Source organism: Caballeronia sp. EK, from assembly GCF_014384845.1.
Classification (GTDB): domain Bacteria; phylum Pseudomonadota; class Gammaproteobacteria; order Burkholderiales; family Burkholderiaceae; genus Caballeronia; species Caballeronia jiangsuensis.
Genome location: NZ_JACSUE010000001.1, coordinates 464,328 through 479,509 on the forward strand (window position 1 = coordinate 464,328; position 15,182 = coordinate 479,509).

The following is a 15,182-nucleotide window of genomic DNA, read 5'->3' on the forward strand; positions in this document are numbered from 1 at the left end:
CGTTTCATCGCGTCTTGCCATGACTGAAAAGTAGCCCTTTCGGTGTCATCTCACCACTTAAAATAACACCGCGGACTGATACTTTCTTGCATCGGGGTTAGTCCTTAGCGGAAGAAAGTCAACTTTTGTGCAAAGCAGCAGCATGCCAGGGGCGACGATGCGCGCGGCTATTTGGCGAGCCTCGCGTCCGCGACGCCGGAGGATTCGCGCATCACGAGTTCCGGCAGGGCCGGCACGACCGACCGCGCGCCTTCCTTGCTTCCGAGATGGGCGAACAGCAACTCGACAGCTTGCAGCGCCATGTCATCGAGATGCAGATCGACGGCGGTGAGCGGCGGCCGGCAGCTTCGCGCGCGCATGCCGTCGTAGCGCGTGACGACCTTGATGTCCTCGGGCACGCGCTTGCCGGCCTGCGCGATCGCCTGAACCGATCCGACCGCGAATGCATCGACGAGCGCACAGAGGCCGTCCACCTCGGGATGGTCGCGCAGCAATGAAGCGCACGCATCGCGGCCCGCATCCTCGCCGCCCGATTCGTCGGCGATCGCGATCACCGGCGTCATGCCGTGCGCCGCGCAGAAACGCTCGTAACTCGCGCGCGCTTCGATGTACGAATTGCGCTGCTGCGCGCCGATGAGCAGCGCGATCCGCTTGCTGCCCTGTTCCCGGAGATGGTTCAGCAGCAGCTCCGTGGTCGCCGACGAGTGGATGTCGACGAACGGTACGGCATCGTTGCCCGGCTGACGTCCGAGGCATACGACGGGCAGGCCGCGATCCTGCAGATGCGCGACATTGGCGTCGTCCGTCGTGGGCTCGATGACGATCGCGCCGTCGATGTCGAGTTGCCCGAGCGGCAGTCGTCCCGCCATCACCGGCGGCACCAGCACGAGCGCGAGCCCGCGCGTGAGCGCGGCCGCCGCGGCGACGGCGGCGACTTCCATGAGGAAGCCGAGCCTCGATGCGCCGCCCGCGATTTCGAAGGGCATCGACGAGATCAGCGCGATGGTGTGGGCCTCCCCCGTGCGCAACCGCTGCGCTCGCACGCTCGGGCGATAGCCGAGCGCGCGCGCCGCTTCCTTCACGCGCTCGCGTGTGTGCGGATCGACGTAACCCTTGTCGTTGAGCGCGTGCGAGACGGTCGTCGTCGAGACGCCCGCGGCGCGCGCCACATCGGCGATGGTGGGCCGCTGCTTGTTCGGCGCCGGGTTCTGCATGGTCTTTTCGTTCACGCTGCTCACGTTTCGATGCGGGATTCTCTCACGGCACAGCCGCCCCTCCGGCGATCGATTCCTGTGATCAAAAACCGAAGACGACTTCGCTTGACCTGATGAAATCCCCTGCTTGACAGGCCAGAAATGAAGCACCATTCTACGATCACAAATCGATTTGGGGCAGATGCCCATTTCTTTTGTCGCGGTCCCAAATCGATTTGGGATTCATTAATCGTCCACCGGAGTCGACCGTCATGGCCCATCATCCACCGGTTCACGCAGTCGACGAGCGCCTGCCGCTCGCGAAGCTCGTCCTGTTTGGTCTGCAGCATGTCCTCGTCGTGGCGGCGTCGCCGATCACGGCCGTGTTTCTGGTGGCGAAGGCGCTCGGGCTTTCGTCCGCGCTCACCGTCGATCTGATCAGCGCGACGTTTCTCGTCTGCGGGCTCGGCACGCTGTTGCAGTCGTTCGGGCCGCTCAAATTCGGCGCGCGCCTGCCGTTCATCATGGTGCCGGGCGGGGCGCCGGTCGTGCTGTTCGTGCTCATCGCGCAGCAGACGAATCTCCAGACCGCCGCGGGCGCGACCATCCTCACGGGCCTGTTCTACTTCCTGCTGCTGCCGGTCTTCGCGCGCTGCCTGCGCTTCTTTCCGCGCATCGTGATCGGCACGATGCTGATTCTCGTCGCCGTCAATCTGATCCGCATCTACGGCGTGGTGATCGTCGGCACGCCGGGCACGGCGGAGTTCGGCAGCCCGCTAGGGATCGGCCTCGCGCTCGCGACGGTCGGCTTCACGGTGCTCTTCGCGAAGCTCTTCAAGGGCATGCTTGGGCAGCTCGCCGTGCTGCTCGGCCTGTTCGCGGGCGCGGCGCTCGCCTGGGCGCTCGGCGTGATGAGTTTCGCGGACGTCTGGAACGGCGCGCTCGTCACGCTGCCCACGCCGCTGCCGTTCGGCATGCCGCGCTTCGACGTGCTCGCCGCGCTGCCGCTCATCATCTTCAGCGTGATCTCGATGGCCGAAGCCACCGGTCAGACGGTCGCGATCGCGGAAGTGGTCGGCAAGGAAATCGATCCTCAGACCGAAGTGCCGAAGACCATTCGCGGCGATGCGTTGATGTCCGTGCTCGGCGGCCTCTTCGGCACGTCGCTGATCATCACGAGCAGCGAGAACATCGGCATCGTGCAGGCGACGGGCGTGCGCTCGCGCTTCGTCACGGCGGCGGCGGGCGTGCTGCTCGTCGTCATCGCGCTGCTCGCGCCGCTCGGACGGCTGGCGAACGCGATCCCCGCGCCGGTGGTGGGCGGCACGGCGCTCATCGTGTTCTCGATTATCGGCGTGATGGGCATCAACCTGCTGCGCCAGGTCGAGCTACGCTCGCGCGCCAACATGTACACGCTCGCCGCGGCGCTCACGATGGGCGTGCTGCCGATCGTCGTCCCCGGCGTGTACAGCCGCTTTCCGGCCGCCTTGCAGATCGTGCTGGGCAACGGCCTCGCGATGGGCGCGCTCACCGCCGTCCTCGTCAACGCGCTGTTCGCGCATCTGAACCTCGACTGGCGCGAACGCCGCGCCGCCGATCCCGCCGCGCATCTCGAAGCCGCCGTCAACGACAACCGCTCCTGCCACTGAAGAACCATCATGAAGAACGATTCCCTCACGCCTGCCCGTCTGCACGACGACGAATTCCTGCTCCTGCCCGGCTATGTGCTGCTCGCCGACGGCCCGCAGCGCGATCACGCCGTGGTCGTGTCCAACGGCACGTTCACGGCGGTCGGCCCCGCCGATGAACTCATCGCGCGCCATCCGCATCTGAGCCCGCTTGCGCTGCCGGAGAAGCTCGTGATGCCGGGCTTCGTCGATGCGCATCATCACCTGACGCAATCCTTCGGCAAGGCGCTTGCGTTCGGCGAGCCTTCGGAGATCTATCGGCGCATCTGGGTGCCGCTCGAGAACTGTCTCGACGAAAACCTCGTGTATCTGTCCGCGAAGCTCGCCGCGCTCGAAGCGCTGCGCGGCGGCTTCACGACCGTCTGCGATGCGGGCACGCGTGCGAGCGGCGATGCATCGACGATCGCGGCGGCCACGCAGGAAGCCGGCGTGCGTTGCGTGCTCGGCCTCATCTGCAACGATCTCGCCGACGACATCGACGCCCGCGCGCGCGCCGCGATCGTCGTGCGCGCGCAGCAGCATCTGGCGCGCTGGGAAGGGCATGCGCTCGTGCATCCGTCGCTCGCGGTCTCGGTGCCGGAAGCGGGCTCGGACGGCATGCTGCAAACGGCGGCCGCGCTGTGCGCCGACGCGGGCGCGGTGTTCCAGACGCATGCGAACGAGCATCTCGCGGCGGTCGAGCGTTCCATCGTGCGACGCAAGATGCGGCCGATCGAGCATCTGCATTACGCGGGCGCGCTGGGGCCGCAGACGCTGATCGCGCACGCGACGCTCGTCACGCCTTCGGAGCTGAACCTGCTGGCCGGAACCGGCGCGGCCGTGAGCTACAACCCGGTCGCGAGTTCGTGGAAGGGCAATGCCGTCGCGCCCGCGTTGCAGATGGCCGCGCTCGGCATCCGTTTCGGTCTCGGCACGGACGGCACGCGCAGCGACGCGTTCCGCCTGATCGATGCGGCCGAAACCGCGCAGCGCTTCGCCTTCGGCCTCGCGACCGGCGATTCGTCGTGCGGCGGCGGCGAGCTGTGGCTCGATCGCGCGTTGCGCGGCGGCGCAAACGCGTTGCGTCTCGACGCGCGCATCGGCGAGATCGCGCCGGGCAAGGCGGCGGACTTTCTGCTCGTCGATCTCGACGTGCCCGAGATGCGTCCGTCGTGGGACCTCACATGGGAACTGGTGCGGCTCGCGAATCGCAGCCAGATCGAAGCCGTGTTCGTCGCCGGCAAGCTGCGTCTCTGGCAAGGCTGGCCGACCGACTGGGACGCGCGCGCCTTCCTGCGCGAAGTCGACGAAATCGCGAGCGAAGTCGTCGCGCGCGCGCCTATCCAGCGCGTGCACAGCGCGCCGCGCGTGCACGAAGCCGCGCGTCACGCGGCATCGGACGCGATCCTTCCCACCGCCTGAGAGAGCCTGCCCGTGAGTCTCACTGTCTTTATCGTTCTTGCATCGACCGTCGCGATCGCCGCGTTCATTCAGGGCGCGGTCGGCGTCGGCTTCGCGCTCATCTGCGCACCCGTGATCGGACTGATCGAGCCGGGCCTGCTGCCGGTGTCGCTGCTGATTTTGATGCTGCCCCTGAACGTCTATCTCGCCTGGCGCGAGCGGCCCGCGCTCGATTCGAAAGGCACGCTATGGATCACGGTCGGCAGAACGGCCGGCGCGGTGGCGGGCGTGTGGATCATTTCGCGCATCTCGGCGCACGACCTGAACGTGTTCATCGGTGCATCGACGATCGCGGCCGCGGTCGCGACGCTGTGCGCGCCGAGCTTCCTGCCGGGCCGTAATGCGCTGATGGCGGCGGGCGCGGTGACGGGCATCACCGAAACCGCGACGGGCATCGGCGGCCCCGCGCTCGCGATGGTCTTCCAGCACTATCGCGCGCCGGCGCTGCGTTCGACCATCGCGCTGTGCTTCGCGATCGGCGAGGCGCTCTCGCTCGCGATGCTGAGCGTGACGGGCACGATCACCGGCGCGAAGTTCATGTCGGCGCTGTGTCTGGTGCCGCCGGTGATCGTCGGCGCGTGGATCAGCCAGCACGTGCATCAGCGGCTCAATGCGCGCGTGTTGCGCATCAGTGTGATGGCGTTCGCCATCGTCTCGGGCGCGGCGATTCTTTATCAGACGCTGGCGTCCTGACCCTTCGCCGGCGTTCGGCCGGCTCATCCCTTCGATCGATCGAGAGACCCTTATGAACAAGAGTCGGAATGCGCTCGCCTTGTCGATGCTGCTCGTCGCGTGCGGCGTGCATGCGCAAAGCAGCGTCACGCTGTACGGCAGTCTGGATGCGGGCGTCGGATACGTGAGCAATCTGCGCGGCGGGCGCGCGTTCATCGCGGAGCAGGGTACCCTGCAGGCCGATCGCTGGGGGCTGACCGGCGTCGAGGATCTGGGCGGCGGGCTCAAGACGGTATTCAAGCTGGAATCCGGCTTTTCGACGATTACCGGCGCGATGTCGAGCGCGGGCACGCTGTTCAACCGGCAGGCTTACGTCGGACTGAGCGAGAGCAGCATCGGCACGGTCACGCTCGGACGGCAGACGGACTTTCACTTCGAGATGCTCGGACCCGTGTCGACGGCGCAGACGCTCGGCGATTTCTCCGCGTTTCACCCGGGCAATATCGACGGTCTGGGCAATACGGTGCCCGTCGAACTGTCGAACACGATCAAGTTCCGCAGCCGGACGATCGCGGGCGTGACGCTCGGCGCGATGTACGGCTTCACCAATCAGTCGAGCAGCACGACAGGGCGCAGCATCAGCTTCGGCGCGACATATGGCTATGGCCCGCTCAATCTCGCGGCGGCTTACTCGGAGTATCGCGATCGCACGTTGAATCTCGCGGGCGGCCTCGGGCTGACGAGCTTCGAGGGCATCGGTCTCACGGCGGGCGCGCCCTTCGTCGCCGACAGCGTGAGGAACGCGGGCATCGGCGGAAGCTTTCAGATCGGACGCGTGCAGTTGCACGCGCTGCTCACGCAGGTGCGTATCGAGGAACGGGGCAGGGCGGACAACTATCGGACGATCGACGGCGGCGCGAACTTTCAGGTGACGCCCGCGTATATGATCGGCGTGGGCGCATGGACCACGACATTCGCCGGCGAGCGCTGGACCCAGGTGACGATCGCCAACGTCTATGCGCTCTCGAAGCTCACGCAGCTTTACGCCGACGTAATGGTGGAGCAGGCGTCATCGGGGGCGGTGGCGAACACGCTGGGCATCGGGCCATCGTCGTCGAACCGGCAAACGGTCGTGCTGGCGGGCATTCATCACCTGTTCTGAGCGTGTCGCGTGTCCGGAAAACCTTGTACATGCGACATTGGAACGGCGCTGCATCCGGTGAAAAATGAGGCTTTCGAGGAGTGTGACGACCATGCCCTACCTGCAACTGGACGTGAACGACCACTATTCAGTGGAAGACAAGCGGCGCCTCGCGCTGAAGATGAGCGAAACCTACGCGCGGATGATGTCGGTGGACATCAGGCGTATCAGCGTCGCGATTCGAGAACTGGGCGAGGGAGGCGTCTGGCGGATTCCCGAAGCCGGCGAGGAGCCAACGCCGGTCGCGGTGATGATGCTGGACATCAGAAAGGGCAGGCCGCCCGAACTGCGTATGGACGTGGCCAAGGCGCTTTGCGCGCATTGCATCGAAATTCTCGGCTTGCGTGAAGACCGGCTCAACGTCGAATTCACTCAGCATTCCGGCGACGAGATGTATCACCCGGCATTGGGTGGCTATAGCCCGGAATGGACGCCCGGGGAGCAGTAAAGCGAGCGACGCTAAAGCGCAAGCGGCGTGACACCCGACGCCCGCTGAATGGTTTGCGGCGGCTGACCGAACGCACGCAGGAACGCCTGACGCATGCGTTCACGGTCACCGAAGCCCGTCTCTCTCGCGACCACCTCGATCGGATGACGCGTCGTTTCCATCATCAGGCGGGCGGCCTCGACGCGTAGCCGCTCGACTGCCTTGGCGGGCGATTGACCCGTTTCCTCACGAAATACCCGGCTGAACTGGCGGGGGCTGAGTCGCGCCGCTTCGGCCAGCCGCTCGACCGACAAATCGCTCGCCAGGTTTTCACTCGCGTAGGTGAGCGCCATCTGCACGCGGTCCGAGCGTGCTCCCATCTCGAGCAGCGCCGAGAACTGCGACTGGCCGCCGCCGCGTCGCTGATACAGCACGAGTTTGCGGGCGACCATGCGCGAAGTCTCCAGCCCGAAATCGCTTTCGACGATCGCAAGCGCGAGGTCCACGCCCGCGCTCATACCCGCTGACGTCCACATCTGATCGTCGACCACGTAGATGCGGTCTTCTTCGAGCCGGATGTTCGGATACTGCGCCTGGAAGGCACGCGCGTGGAACCAGTGCGTCGTTGCTCGCTTGCCTTCCAGCAGACCCGCGGCGGCCAGAACGAACGCTCCCGTGCAGATCGAAGCAATGCGCCGTGAATGGCGCGGTGCCTGCCGAAGGTATTCGACAAGCGCTGCCGAAGGCAGGCGGCATTCGTTGTCGCCCGCGACGATGAGCGTGTCGTAACCCTCTTCGGCCAGCGGTTCGCTATGAACCGAAAACCCCTGCGATGACGCGACCGGTCCGCCGTGCTCGGACACGATGCTGAACTGGTACGACGTCTCGCCGCGCAGAAGGTTGGCGTATTCAAAGACGCTCGCCACGGCCAGCGCGAGCGACTGGAAATTCGGATAAACGAGAAGTCCGACGGTATGCATGATGTTCGGTGTTCGATGGCCTGATTCGTTGAAGTTAGCACAAAAGAGACAGGCGCAACGGCAAATCGATGGCCTGAATCATTGCATATATGGCATTGAGGTCGAGGGCAGTCGAGGTCAGAATTCGCTCCATGAACCAACACCCTGTTGGCTCAACCCACTCAAAGGAACGATCATGACTGCTTCTACGAAAGGTTTTGCACTGGTTACGGGCGCATCGGCCGGCATCGGCGCCATCTACGCGGACCGCCTCGCCCGTCGCGGCTTCGACCTGATTCTGGTGGCGCGCAACCAGTCCCGGCTGAATGCGCTCGCAGACCGCCTCACGAGAGAGACGGGCCGCGCGATCGAGACCGTCGCCGCGGATCTCAACGACAAGGCCGCGCTCGCGAAAATCGAAACCGTGCTTCGCGAAGACCCGCGCATCACGATGCTGGTGAACAACGCGGGAATTGGTTCGGTTGCGTCGGTGCTCGACGGCAATGTCGACGCCATGGAATCGATGATCGACCTGAACATCACGGCGCTGACACGCCTCACCTATGCAGCCGCGCCTGCGTTCGTTGCGAAGGGTGCGGGCACCATCATCAACATCAGCTCGGTGGTCGGCATTGCGGTCGAACTGCTGAACGGCGTCTATAGCGCGTCAAAATCCTTTGTGCTGAGCTTCGGCCACGCGTTGCAACGCGACCTCGCAGGCAAGGGCGTGCGCGTGCAGACCGTGCTGCCGGCCGCGACGGCAACGGAGTTCTGGGACGTGGCGGGTTACGCGAAGCAAAAGGAAGCGGCGAGCACGATGACCGCCGACGACCTCGTGGATGCCGCGCTCGCCGGTCTCGATCAGGGCGAACTGGTGACCATCCCGACGCTGCATGACGGCGACCAATGGACGAAGTGGGAAGCGGACCGTCGCGCGCTGACGCCCCGGTTCGCGAATGCCAAGGCTGCGCCGCGTTATGCGTCGAATGTCGAGTAACCCTGCGTCTAAAGAGAACCATCATGAATATCCTCAAATTCGGCGCGGCCGCGCTCGCGATGGCCACTGCCTTTGCGTTGCCGGCGAGCGCGTCGGCACAATCGCGCGGCAAGGTGCTTGTCGTGATGTCGAGTGCGCATGAACTCGAACTGCGCGATGGCAAGCACTATGAAACGGGCTACTACCTGAACGAGTTCGTCGTGCCGTATCGAAAGCTCGTCGAAGCAGGCTACGAGCCGGTCATCGCGAATCCGAAGGGCGACATGCCGGTCATGGACGCCAATTCGAACAACAAGATGTTTTTCGGCGGCGATGACACAGCGCGCGCGGATGCACTCAAGTACGCGCAAGGCATCGCTCAGCTGAAGCATCCGAAGACGCTTGCCTCGGTGGTCGCCGAGGGAACGGGCGGGTATGTCGGCCTGTTCATTCCCGGTGGCCACGCGCCGATGGTGGATCTGCTCAGAGACCGCAATCTCGGCAAGATCCTCGTCAGCTTCCATGACAGTGGGCGTCCGACCGGAATCATCTGTCACGGGCCGATCGTGTTGCTGTCGGCGCTCCACGATCCGGACGCCTTCATCGCATCGATGATCGCCAATGACGGCAAGGCGAATTCGTTTGCGGCGGGCTGGCCGTATGCGGGTTATCGCTTGACCGTTTTCTCCACGGGCGAGGAACAGCAACTCGAAGGCCCGAACGGACTCGGCGGCAATATGCAGTTCTATCCGGTGAATGCGCTTGCGGAAGCGGGCGCGCATGTCGATACGGTCGCGAACTGGCATAGCAACGTGATCGTCGACCGTGAGCTGATTACGGGTCAGCAGCCGATGTCGGCGCCGGAATTCGGTGACCTGCTGGTGGCGAAGCTGAATGCGCAGACTCACTGACGTCTGAGCCTGGGCGCGCACGTGAACGGACCGGATTGCGTGGTTGATACCGATCTCAAACTGATTCCGACGTTCTACGTGATTCTTTTCAGCCCATCGGCCCCGTTGTATCGCGACGAACCAGCTGGATGGGCAGGACATCGTGGACCGGTGCGCCCATCCCTCCGGCTCGAATGCGCTCGACGAGTCTGCGTGCGGCGGTGCGCGCCATGGCTTCGACGGGCTGTCGGATCGACGTCAACCCGACCAGCGGCGATCCCGCAAGGGGCATGTCGTCGAAGCCGATGATCGAGAGTTGCTGGGGCACCGCGATGCTCTGCCTTTTGGCCGCTTCGAGCACACCGAGCGCGATCGTGTCGTTTCCGGCGACGATGCCCGTCACTCGGTTTTCCTCGCTCAGCATCGCGATGGCGCTGGAGTATCCCGCCTCGCTGGTGTAATCGCAGTAGATCAATGGCACCGATGTCGGCGATATGCCCGCGCCCGCAAGCCACTGCAAGGCTCCTTTGACGCGGTCTCTGCTGGTCGACGTGTTTTGCGAACCCATGACCAGCCCGATCCGTCGATGCCCAAGCTGATACAGATGCTCGACCGCGAGGGCGCCGGCGTGAACGTTGTCGACCTCGACCGTATCGACCTTCACATCGTCCACGGACCGGACGACGAGCACCAGCGGAATGCCGCGTCTTTGCATCTCCGCAACCACGGGTGAGTCGAGCGTCGCGGTGGCGAAGATCATCCCGTCGAGATAACCGTCAATCAAAGGTCGAAATGCCAGCAGATTGTCCGCGTCGTTCATCGAGTCGATCATCAAGGTGATCTGATAGTCGAACTCCTGCAGGGCGTCATGAAGATGCGTCAGCAACAAGGTCATGAACCGGTTATGCAGCGCGCCGACGACCACCCCGATCAGCTTCGTCGCCGACTTGCGCGTGGATCGACCCTGTGACGGCATTCGGTAGCCCAATTCGGCCGCAACTGCCTGCACGGCGCCACGGGTCTCGCTACTGATGGCGGGGTGACCGGCCAATGACCGTGACACCGTGGACACCGATATGCCAAGACGCTCCGCAACATCTTCGAGCCGGACTTTCGAAGCCCTTGCGCGGATGCCTGTACGAGGTTTCGTTTGCATAAATTTGCATTGATGCGTTGTGATTGCGATGCCGTATTTCCGCTTGAAATCGGCCATCTAGGGAAAGTATCGAGCATTTGCGCAAAATTTGCATAAAAATTTGCGCTACATTTTCATCAACGCAGCGAGCCTTCAAACATACGGCGCACGCTGCTTCCCGGTCACCCCGCAAAAAGGAAATGCAAATGGCAATCCAGTACTTGAAGCATGGTCGTAGCGCGGAAGAATCGTCGCAAGACGCCGCCAAGGTTCGTGACGTGGTTACGGGCATCCTCGGCGACGTTGCATCGCGCGGCGACGCAGCGGTCGCCGAACTCTCGGCGAAGTTCGACAACTGGTCGCCCGAAAGCTTCCGGCTGTCGGAAGACGAGATTGCGCGCTGCGTTCGCACGCTGTCTCCGGGCCAGCTCGACGACATCAGGTTTGCACAGGCTCAGGTGCGCAACTTCGCTCAGGCACAACGCGAGTCGATTCGTGATGTCGAAATCGAAACGCTGCCGGGCGTAGTGCTGGGCCACAAGAACATGCCGGTCGACAGCGTGGCGTGCTACGTCCCAGGCGGAAAGTTTCCACTGGTTGCATCGGCACACATGGGCGTCGTGACGGCGAAGGTGGCGGGCGTTGCGCGCATCATCACCGCATCGCCGCCGGTCGGTGGCAAGCCGAATCCCGCTGTGGTCGCGGCCATGCACCTCGGCGGCGCCGACGAGATTTACACGTTCGGCGGTGTACAGGCGATCGCGGCGATGGCGCTCGGCACGCAGACGATCGATCCGGTTGCGATGGTGGTCGGACCGGGCAATGCCTATGTCGCGGAAGCGAAGCGTCAATTGTTCGGCCGCATCGGCATCGACCTGATCGCGGGGCCTTCCGAAACGCTGGTGATTGCCGACGACAGCGTCGATGCGGAACTGTGCGCGACCGACCTTCTGGGTCAGGCGGAGCACGGCTTCAACACACCGGCCGTTCTTCTCACCAACTCGATACAACTGGCGAAGGACACCATCGCCGAAGTCGAACGCCTGCTCGAAATTCTGCCGACCGCCAACACGGCAGGCGTCTCGTGGCGCGACTATGGCGAAGTGATCGTGGCGGATACGCTCGAAGAGATGGTTTCGGTGGCCGATCGCATCGCATCCGAGCACGTTCAGGTGATGACGCGTGACCCGGATTACTTCCTGAAGAACATGAAGAACTACGGTGCGCTCTTCCTCGGCGCCCGTACCAACGTCGCTTATGGCGACAAGGTCATCGGCACGAATCACACGTTGCCGACTGGTAAAGCCGCTCGTTACACCGGTGGTTTGTGGGTCGGCAAATTCATCAAGACCTGCACATATCAAAAGGTGCTGACGGATGAAGCGAGCGCGCTGATTGGCTCGTATTGCTCGCGGCTGTGCGCGATCGAAGGCATGATCGCGCACGGCGAGCAAGCCAACATTCGTGTGCGTCGCTTCGGCAATCGCGATGTGCCGTACGGCACGGCCGTTCCCGCGTAATTGCCGCTGAGGAGACGCTCATGACTCGGACCAGACCGCGGCCTCGAAGTGACTTCCACTGGTTTTGTCAGGTGAACACCCAGTGGAAAGACATCGACATCTACGGGCACGTGAACAATGCCGTTCATTACACCTGGTTCGATACCGCGGTCAATGGATGGCTGATCGATCGCGGTCTTCTCGACCCGGTTCGCGGCGAGGCTGTCGGGCTGGTTGTGCGCACGAGCTGCGAGTACTTCGATGAGGTCGTCTTTCCGGACCTCGTCACGTGCGGATTGTGCGTCAGCCGAGTGGGGACGACCAGCGTGACATACGAGATCAGTCTGTTCAGAAACGACCGTGATCAGTCGTTCGCGCATGGCACTTTCGTTCACGCCTACGTCGACCGTGTTACGCGAAGGCCTGTGTCGCTGTCTGATGAATTGCGGCAAGCGGTCCATCAGATCCAGGGACCTTGAAGATGCACATCGACGACACGCGGCGCAGCGCTCTACCGTTCACCGCCCACGTTCTGCAGCGTCTCGAGCGCCTCCAGGAGCACATTTCTGGCCGGCCCCTTGAGGTACTTCCTGAGTTCTTTCTCGACCTGAGTCTGCGCCGCGCGCCAGTGCGGCTCAGCCTCCTTCAATACGCGGGTGCCGGCAGGGCTGAGCTTCGCCAGTTTGTAGCGCGCATCGTCGTCGCTGGAGACCTCGACCCATCCGGCATCGATGAGTAATTTGATGTTGCGCGAGATAGTGGTCTTGTCGAGCGATAACTCGGCTGCAATCTCGTTATAGGTTGCCGAGCCAAGTCGATCGAGGCCGCGAAGCAGGGTGTGCTGGGTGATTTTCAGGCCCACCGGGCGCAAAGCCTCGTCGTAAATGCTCGTCAGGGCATTCGCGGAGCGCCTGAACTGGGTGCAATAGCATTCGGTGAACATCGACGATCCCTTTTAAAGAGTGATCAGTGTATATGCAACTATCGTAGCACTTCCTGACGAGAGACGGCACAGGCTTTCCGGAGAAAGAGGCCGGTACGGGTTCTCACTAGGTTGAAGAGGTATCGATTCTTACTAGACTGTTGCATATACATCGGTTGTAGATGCATCTGTTTAGATCGGCATGGTCATCACGGGCCGGTGCGGCAAACATCGATTTCCGTGCGCATCGGCTTTCCTTGGACACGCTGCGCCCATATAGATGCATATGCAACAGATTAATCGGTGCCGTTCAAAGACTTATTCCCCAACTAGCTTCGAAGGAGTTACCGGAAATGCCCATCATCGTTTGCAACACGCGCGCCGGACTGGACGTCGACATCAAGCGCAAGATCGCCAAAGCGATCACCACCGCCGTGAACGAGACAATCAAGTCGCCGCTCGAAATCATCAGCGTGGTCTTCAACGACCTCGCGTCCGAAAGCAGTTACGTGGGCGGAGAACCGGGCGGCGACACGCTCATCATGTGCAATATTCGCGCGGGTCGATCGGACGACGCGAAGCTCACGCTGGTCAGAAAAGTGAGCGCTATTTTCAGCGACTATGCGGGCGTCCCGGAAGACCGTATCGAAACGGGCCTGCTCGAATACAACCCCAAGTTCATCATTCGCGGCGGCCAGCAGTTGCCTGATCCACCCTACGCGTGATCGACGACACGGTAAGTGAACAATCGATAAGTTCATACATTTTGCATTCCTATGCATCAGGAGACGGGCTTGAATACTAGACACTCGACTGCGACAGCGCATTCGTCACCGAAGATGCTGACGATCGCCATCGCCAGTTTCATGGGAAGCGCCATTGAATGGTTCGACTTCTTTCTCTACGGAATCACCTCGGCGCTCGTTTTTGGCAAGCTGTATTTCCCCGGTGGCGATCCGTTGACCGGAACGCTTCTGGCATTCGGCACATTCGCGGTCGGATTCATCGCACGACCATTCGGCGGCATCGTCGCGGGTCACCTTGGCGATCGTGTCGGACGAAAATTCGTGCTGGTCACGACACTGCTGGCAATGGGCGTTTCGACCACGCTGATCGGTCTAGTGCCGTCGTACAACAGCATCGGACTCGCTGCGCCGATTCTCCTGATTCTGCTTCGCATCGTGCAAGGGTTGGCCGTAGGCGGCGAATGGGGAGGGGCCGCTCTGATCGCCGTCGAGCACGCCAACCCGAATCGCCGTGGCCTCTATGGCAGCTTCCCTCAGATGGGACTTCCCGCAGGGTTGTGTATGGCGGTGGGCGGGATGGAGCTGGCTAGCCGCCTGCCTGAGACGGAGTTCCTCGCGTGGGGCTGGCGTATCCCGTTCCTGTTCAGCGCGGTACTCGTCGCGGTTGGTCTCGTGATCCGCCTCCGTATCGAAGAACCACCCGCTTTCAAGAAGGTGCTCGACTCCGACTCGACCGTCAAGCTGCCCATCGTCGAGGCGGTTCGCAGATTTCCGAGGGCGATCCTGATGTCCGCGGGACTTCGCTTTGCAGACAATATTATGTACTACGTATTTACAACCTTCGGCCTGACTTACATGACGAGCCATCTCGGCTTGCCGCGAAAGACGGTGCTGGTCGCCATCCTGATTGCGGCCGCACTTGAACTGCTAACGAATCCGATCTTTGGTGCGTTATCGGACAAGTTTGGTCGAAAGCAGATCGTGATCTTCGGCGCACTGGTCGCAGTCGTTGCGCCATTCCCGTTCTTTCACATGGTAGGAACCGGGAATCCGACGATGATCCTGCTTGCCGAGATCATGGTGATCACGATTGCTCATGCGGCCGTGTTCTCGCCGATGGCTGCATGGTTCGCCGAAATGTTCAGCCCCGAAGTCCGTTATAGCGGGGTGACGATCGGATTCCAGCTGGGTGCACTGCTCGCCGGCGCGCCCACGCCGCTGATCGCCACGGCGCTGCTCGCAAAGTACGGTGACTACACCCCTGTGGCCATCTTCGCGATGATCGCGGCAGGCATCACGCTCGTCTGCGCCCTGTTCGCGAGGGTCGTTCAGGAGCGCAGAGCGCCGTCAGCGGCGACCCTGATTCCAGCCAGCACGACGCAGGAAGGCTGACCGAACTAACGCCCGAGTCGTGACGCAATCGATCAACCGAAT

Annotated in this window: 15 protein-coding genes; 11 read left to right on the plus strand and 4 right to left on the minus strand. The window is 62.8% G+C overall.

The genetic code is table 11. The features are described from left to right. Positions 1–167: 167 nt before the first annotated feature. A complete protein-coding gene (locus IAG25_RS02005) occupies positions 168–1,229 on the minus strand; it encodes a LacI family DNA-binding transcriptional regulator (RefSeq protein ID WP_250487685.1) in 1,062 nt (353 codons plus the stop codon). Positions 1,230–1,465: 236 nt separating this feature from the next. On the opposite strand from IAG25_RS02005, the gene IAG25_RS02010 reads away from it, so the two are divergent. From IAG25_RS02010 to IAG25_RS02030, 5 genes are all read left to right on the plus strand, one after another. After that, entirely contained in the window at positions 1,466–2,842 is a 1,377-nt protein-coding gene (locus IAG25_RS02010; protein WP_051626643.1) for a uracil-xanthine permease family protein, read from the plus strand. 9 nt (positions 2,843–2,851) lie between these two features. Continuing rightward, positions 2,852–4,282, plus strand: coding sequence for an amidohydrolase family protein (locus IAG25_RS02015; RefSeq protein ID WP_187603281.1), 1,431 nt, complete (start codon positions 2,852–2,854; stop codon positions 4,280–4,282). A 12-nt stretch (positions 4,283–4,294) separates the two neighbouring features. Continuing rightward, complete coding sequence (locus tag IAG25_RS02020) at positions 4,295–5,014, plus strand: sulfite exporter TauE/SafE family protein (RefSeq protein ID WP_035498311.1); 720 nt, start codon at positions 4,295–4,297, stop codon at positions 5,012–5,014. Between the two features lie 52 nt (positions 5,015–5,066). Continuing rightward, positions 5,067–6,155: a porin gene (locus tag IAG25_RS02025; protein ID WP_187603282.1), complete on the plus strand. Its 1,089-nt coding sequence runs from the start codon at positions 5,067–5,069 to the stop codon at positions 6,153–6,155. Between the two features lie 91 nt (positions 6,156–6,246). After that, positions 6,247–6,642 carry a tautomerase family protein gene (locus IAG25_RS02030; protein ID WP_187603283.1) on the plus strand — a complete coding sequence of 132 codons (396 nt, stop codon included), beginning with the start codon at positions 6,247–6,249 and terminating at the stop codon, positions 6,640–6,642. 11 nt (positions 6,643–6,653) lie between these two features. Here the strand turns inward: IAG25_RS02030 and IAG25_RS02035 are convergent, their stop codons facing one another. After that, positions 6,654–7,601 carry a GlxA family transcriptional regulator gene (locus IAG25_RS02035; RefSeq protein ID WP_187603284.1) on the minus strand — a complete coding sequence of 316 codons (948 nt, stop codon included), beginning with the start codon at positions 7,599–7,601 and terminating at the stop codon, positions 6,654–6,656. A gap of 175 nt (positions 7,602–7,776) precedes the next feature. Between IAG25_RS02035 and IAG25_RS02040 the strand changes: the two genes are divergently transcribed. Together IAG25_RS02040 and IAG25_RS02045 are read left to right on the plus strand one after the other, a co-directional pair. Then, complete coding sequence (locus IAG25_RS02040; RefSeq protein WP_187603285.1) at positions 7,777–8,577, plus strand: SDR family NAD(P)-dependent oxidoreductase; 801 nt, start codon at positions 7,777–7,779, stop codon at positions 8,575–8,577. A gap of 23 nt (positions 8,578–8,600) precedes the next feature. Then, positions 8,601–9,467: a type 1 glutamine amidotransferase domain-containing protein gene (locus IAG25_RS02045; protein ID WP_187603286.1), complete on the plus strand. Its 867-nt coding sequence runs from the start codon at positions 8,601–8,603 to the stop codon at positions 9,465–9,467. Between the two features lie 88 nt (positions 9,468–9,555). Here IAG25_RS02045 and IAG25_RS02050 read toward each other — a convergent pair whose 3' ends face one another. Continuing rightward, positions 9,556–10,659, minus strand: a complete 1,104-nt coding sequence (locus IAG25_RS02050) for a LacI family DNA-binding transcriptional regulator (protein ID WP_255503468.1) — start codon at positions 10,657–10,659, stop codon at positions 9,556–9,558. Between the two features lie 128 nt (positions 10,660–10,787). On the opposite strand from IAG25_RS02050, the gene hisD reads away from it, so the two are divergent. Both hisD and IAG25_RS02060 read left to right on the plus strand, forming a co-directional pair. Continuing rightward, a complete protein-coding gene (hisD, locus tag IAG25_RS02055; protein WP_187603287.1) occupies positions 10,788–12,101 on the plus strand; it encodes a histidinol dehydrogenase in 1,314 nt (437 codons plus the stop codon). Between the two features lie 71 nt (positions 12,102–12,172). Next, positions 12,173–12,559 carry an acyl-CoA thioesterase gene (locus tag IAG25_RS02060; protein WP_309243906.1) on the plus strand — a complete coding sequence of 129 codons (387 nt, stop codon included), beginning with the start codon at positions 12,173–12,175 and terminating at the stop codon, positions 12,557–12,559. Positions 12,560–12,591: 32 nt separating this feature from the next. On the opposite strand, the gene IAG25_RS02065 is transcribed toward IAG25_RS02060, so the two are convergent. Then, the gene (locus IAG25_RS02065; RefSeq protein WP_187603289.1) at positions 12,592–13,023 is read right to left on the minus strand and encodes a MarR family winged helix-turn-helix transcriptional regulator; all 432 of its coding nucleotides are present in this window, start codon (positions 13,021–13,023) and stop codon (positions 12,592–12,594) included. A gap of 332 nt (positions 13,024–13,355) precedes the next feature. Between IAG25_RS02065 and IAG25_RS02070 the strand changes: the two genes are divergently transcribed. Next, a complete protein-coding gene (locus IAG25_RS02070; protein WP_187603290.1) occupies positions 13,356–13,727 on the plus strand; it encodes a tautomerase family protein in 372 nt (123 codons plus the stop codon). 114 nt (positions 13,728–13,841) lie between these two features. Next, positions 13,842–15,140, plus strand: coding sequence for an MFS transporter (locus IAG25_RS02075; RefSeq protein WP_255503469.1), 1,299 nt, complete (start codon positions 13,842–13,844; stop codon positions 15,138–15,140). Positions 15,141–15,182 lie beyond the last annotated feature (42 nt).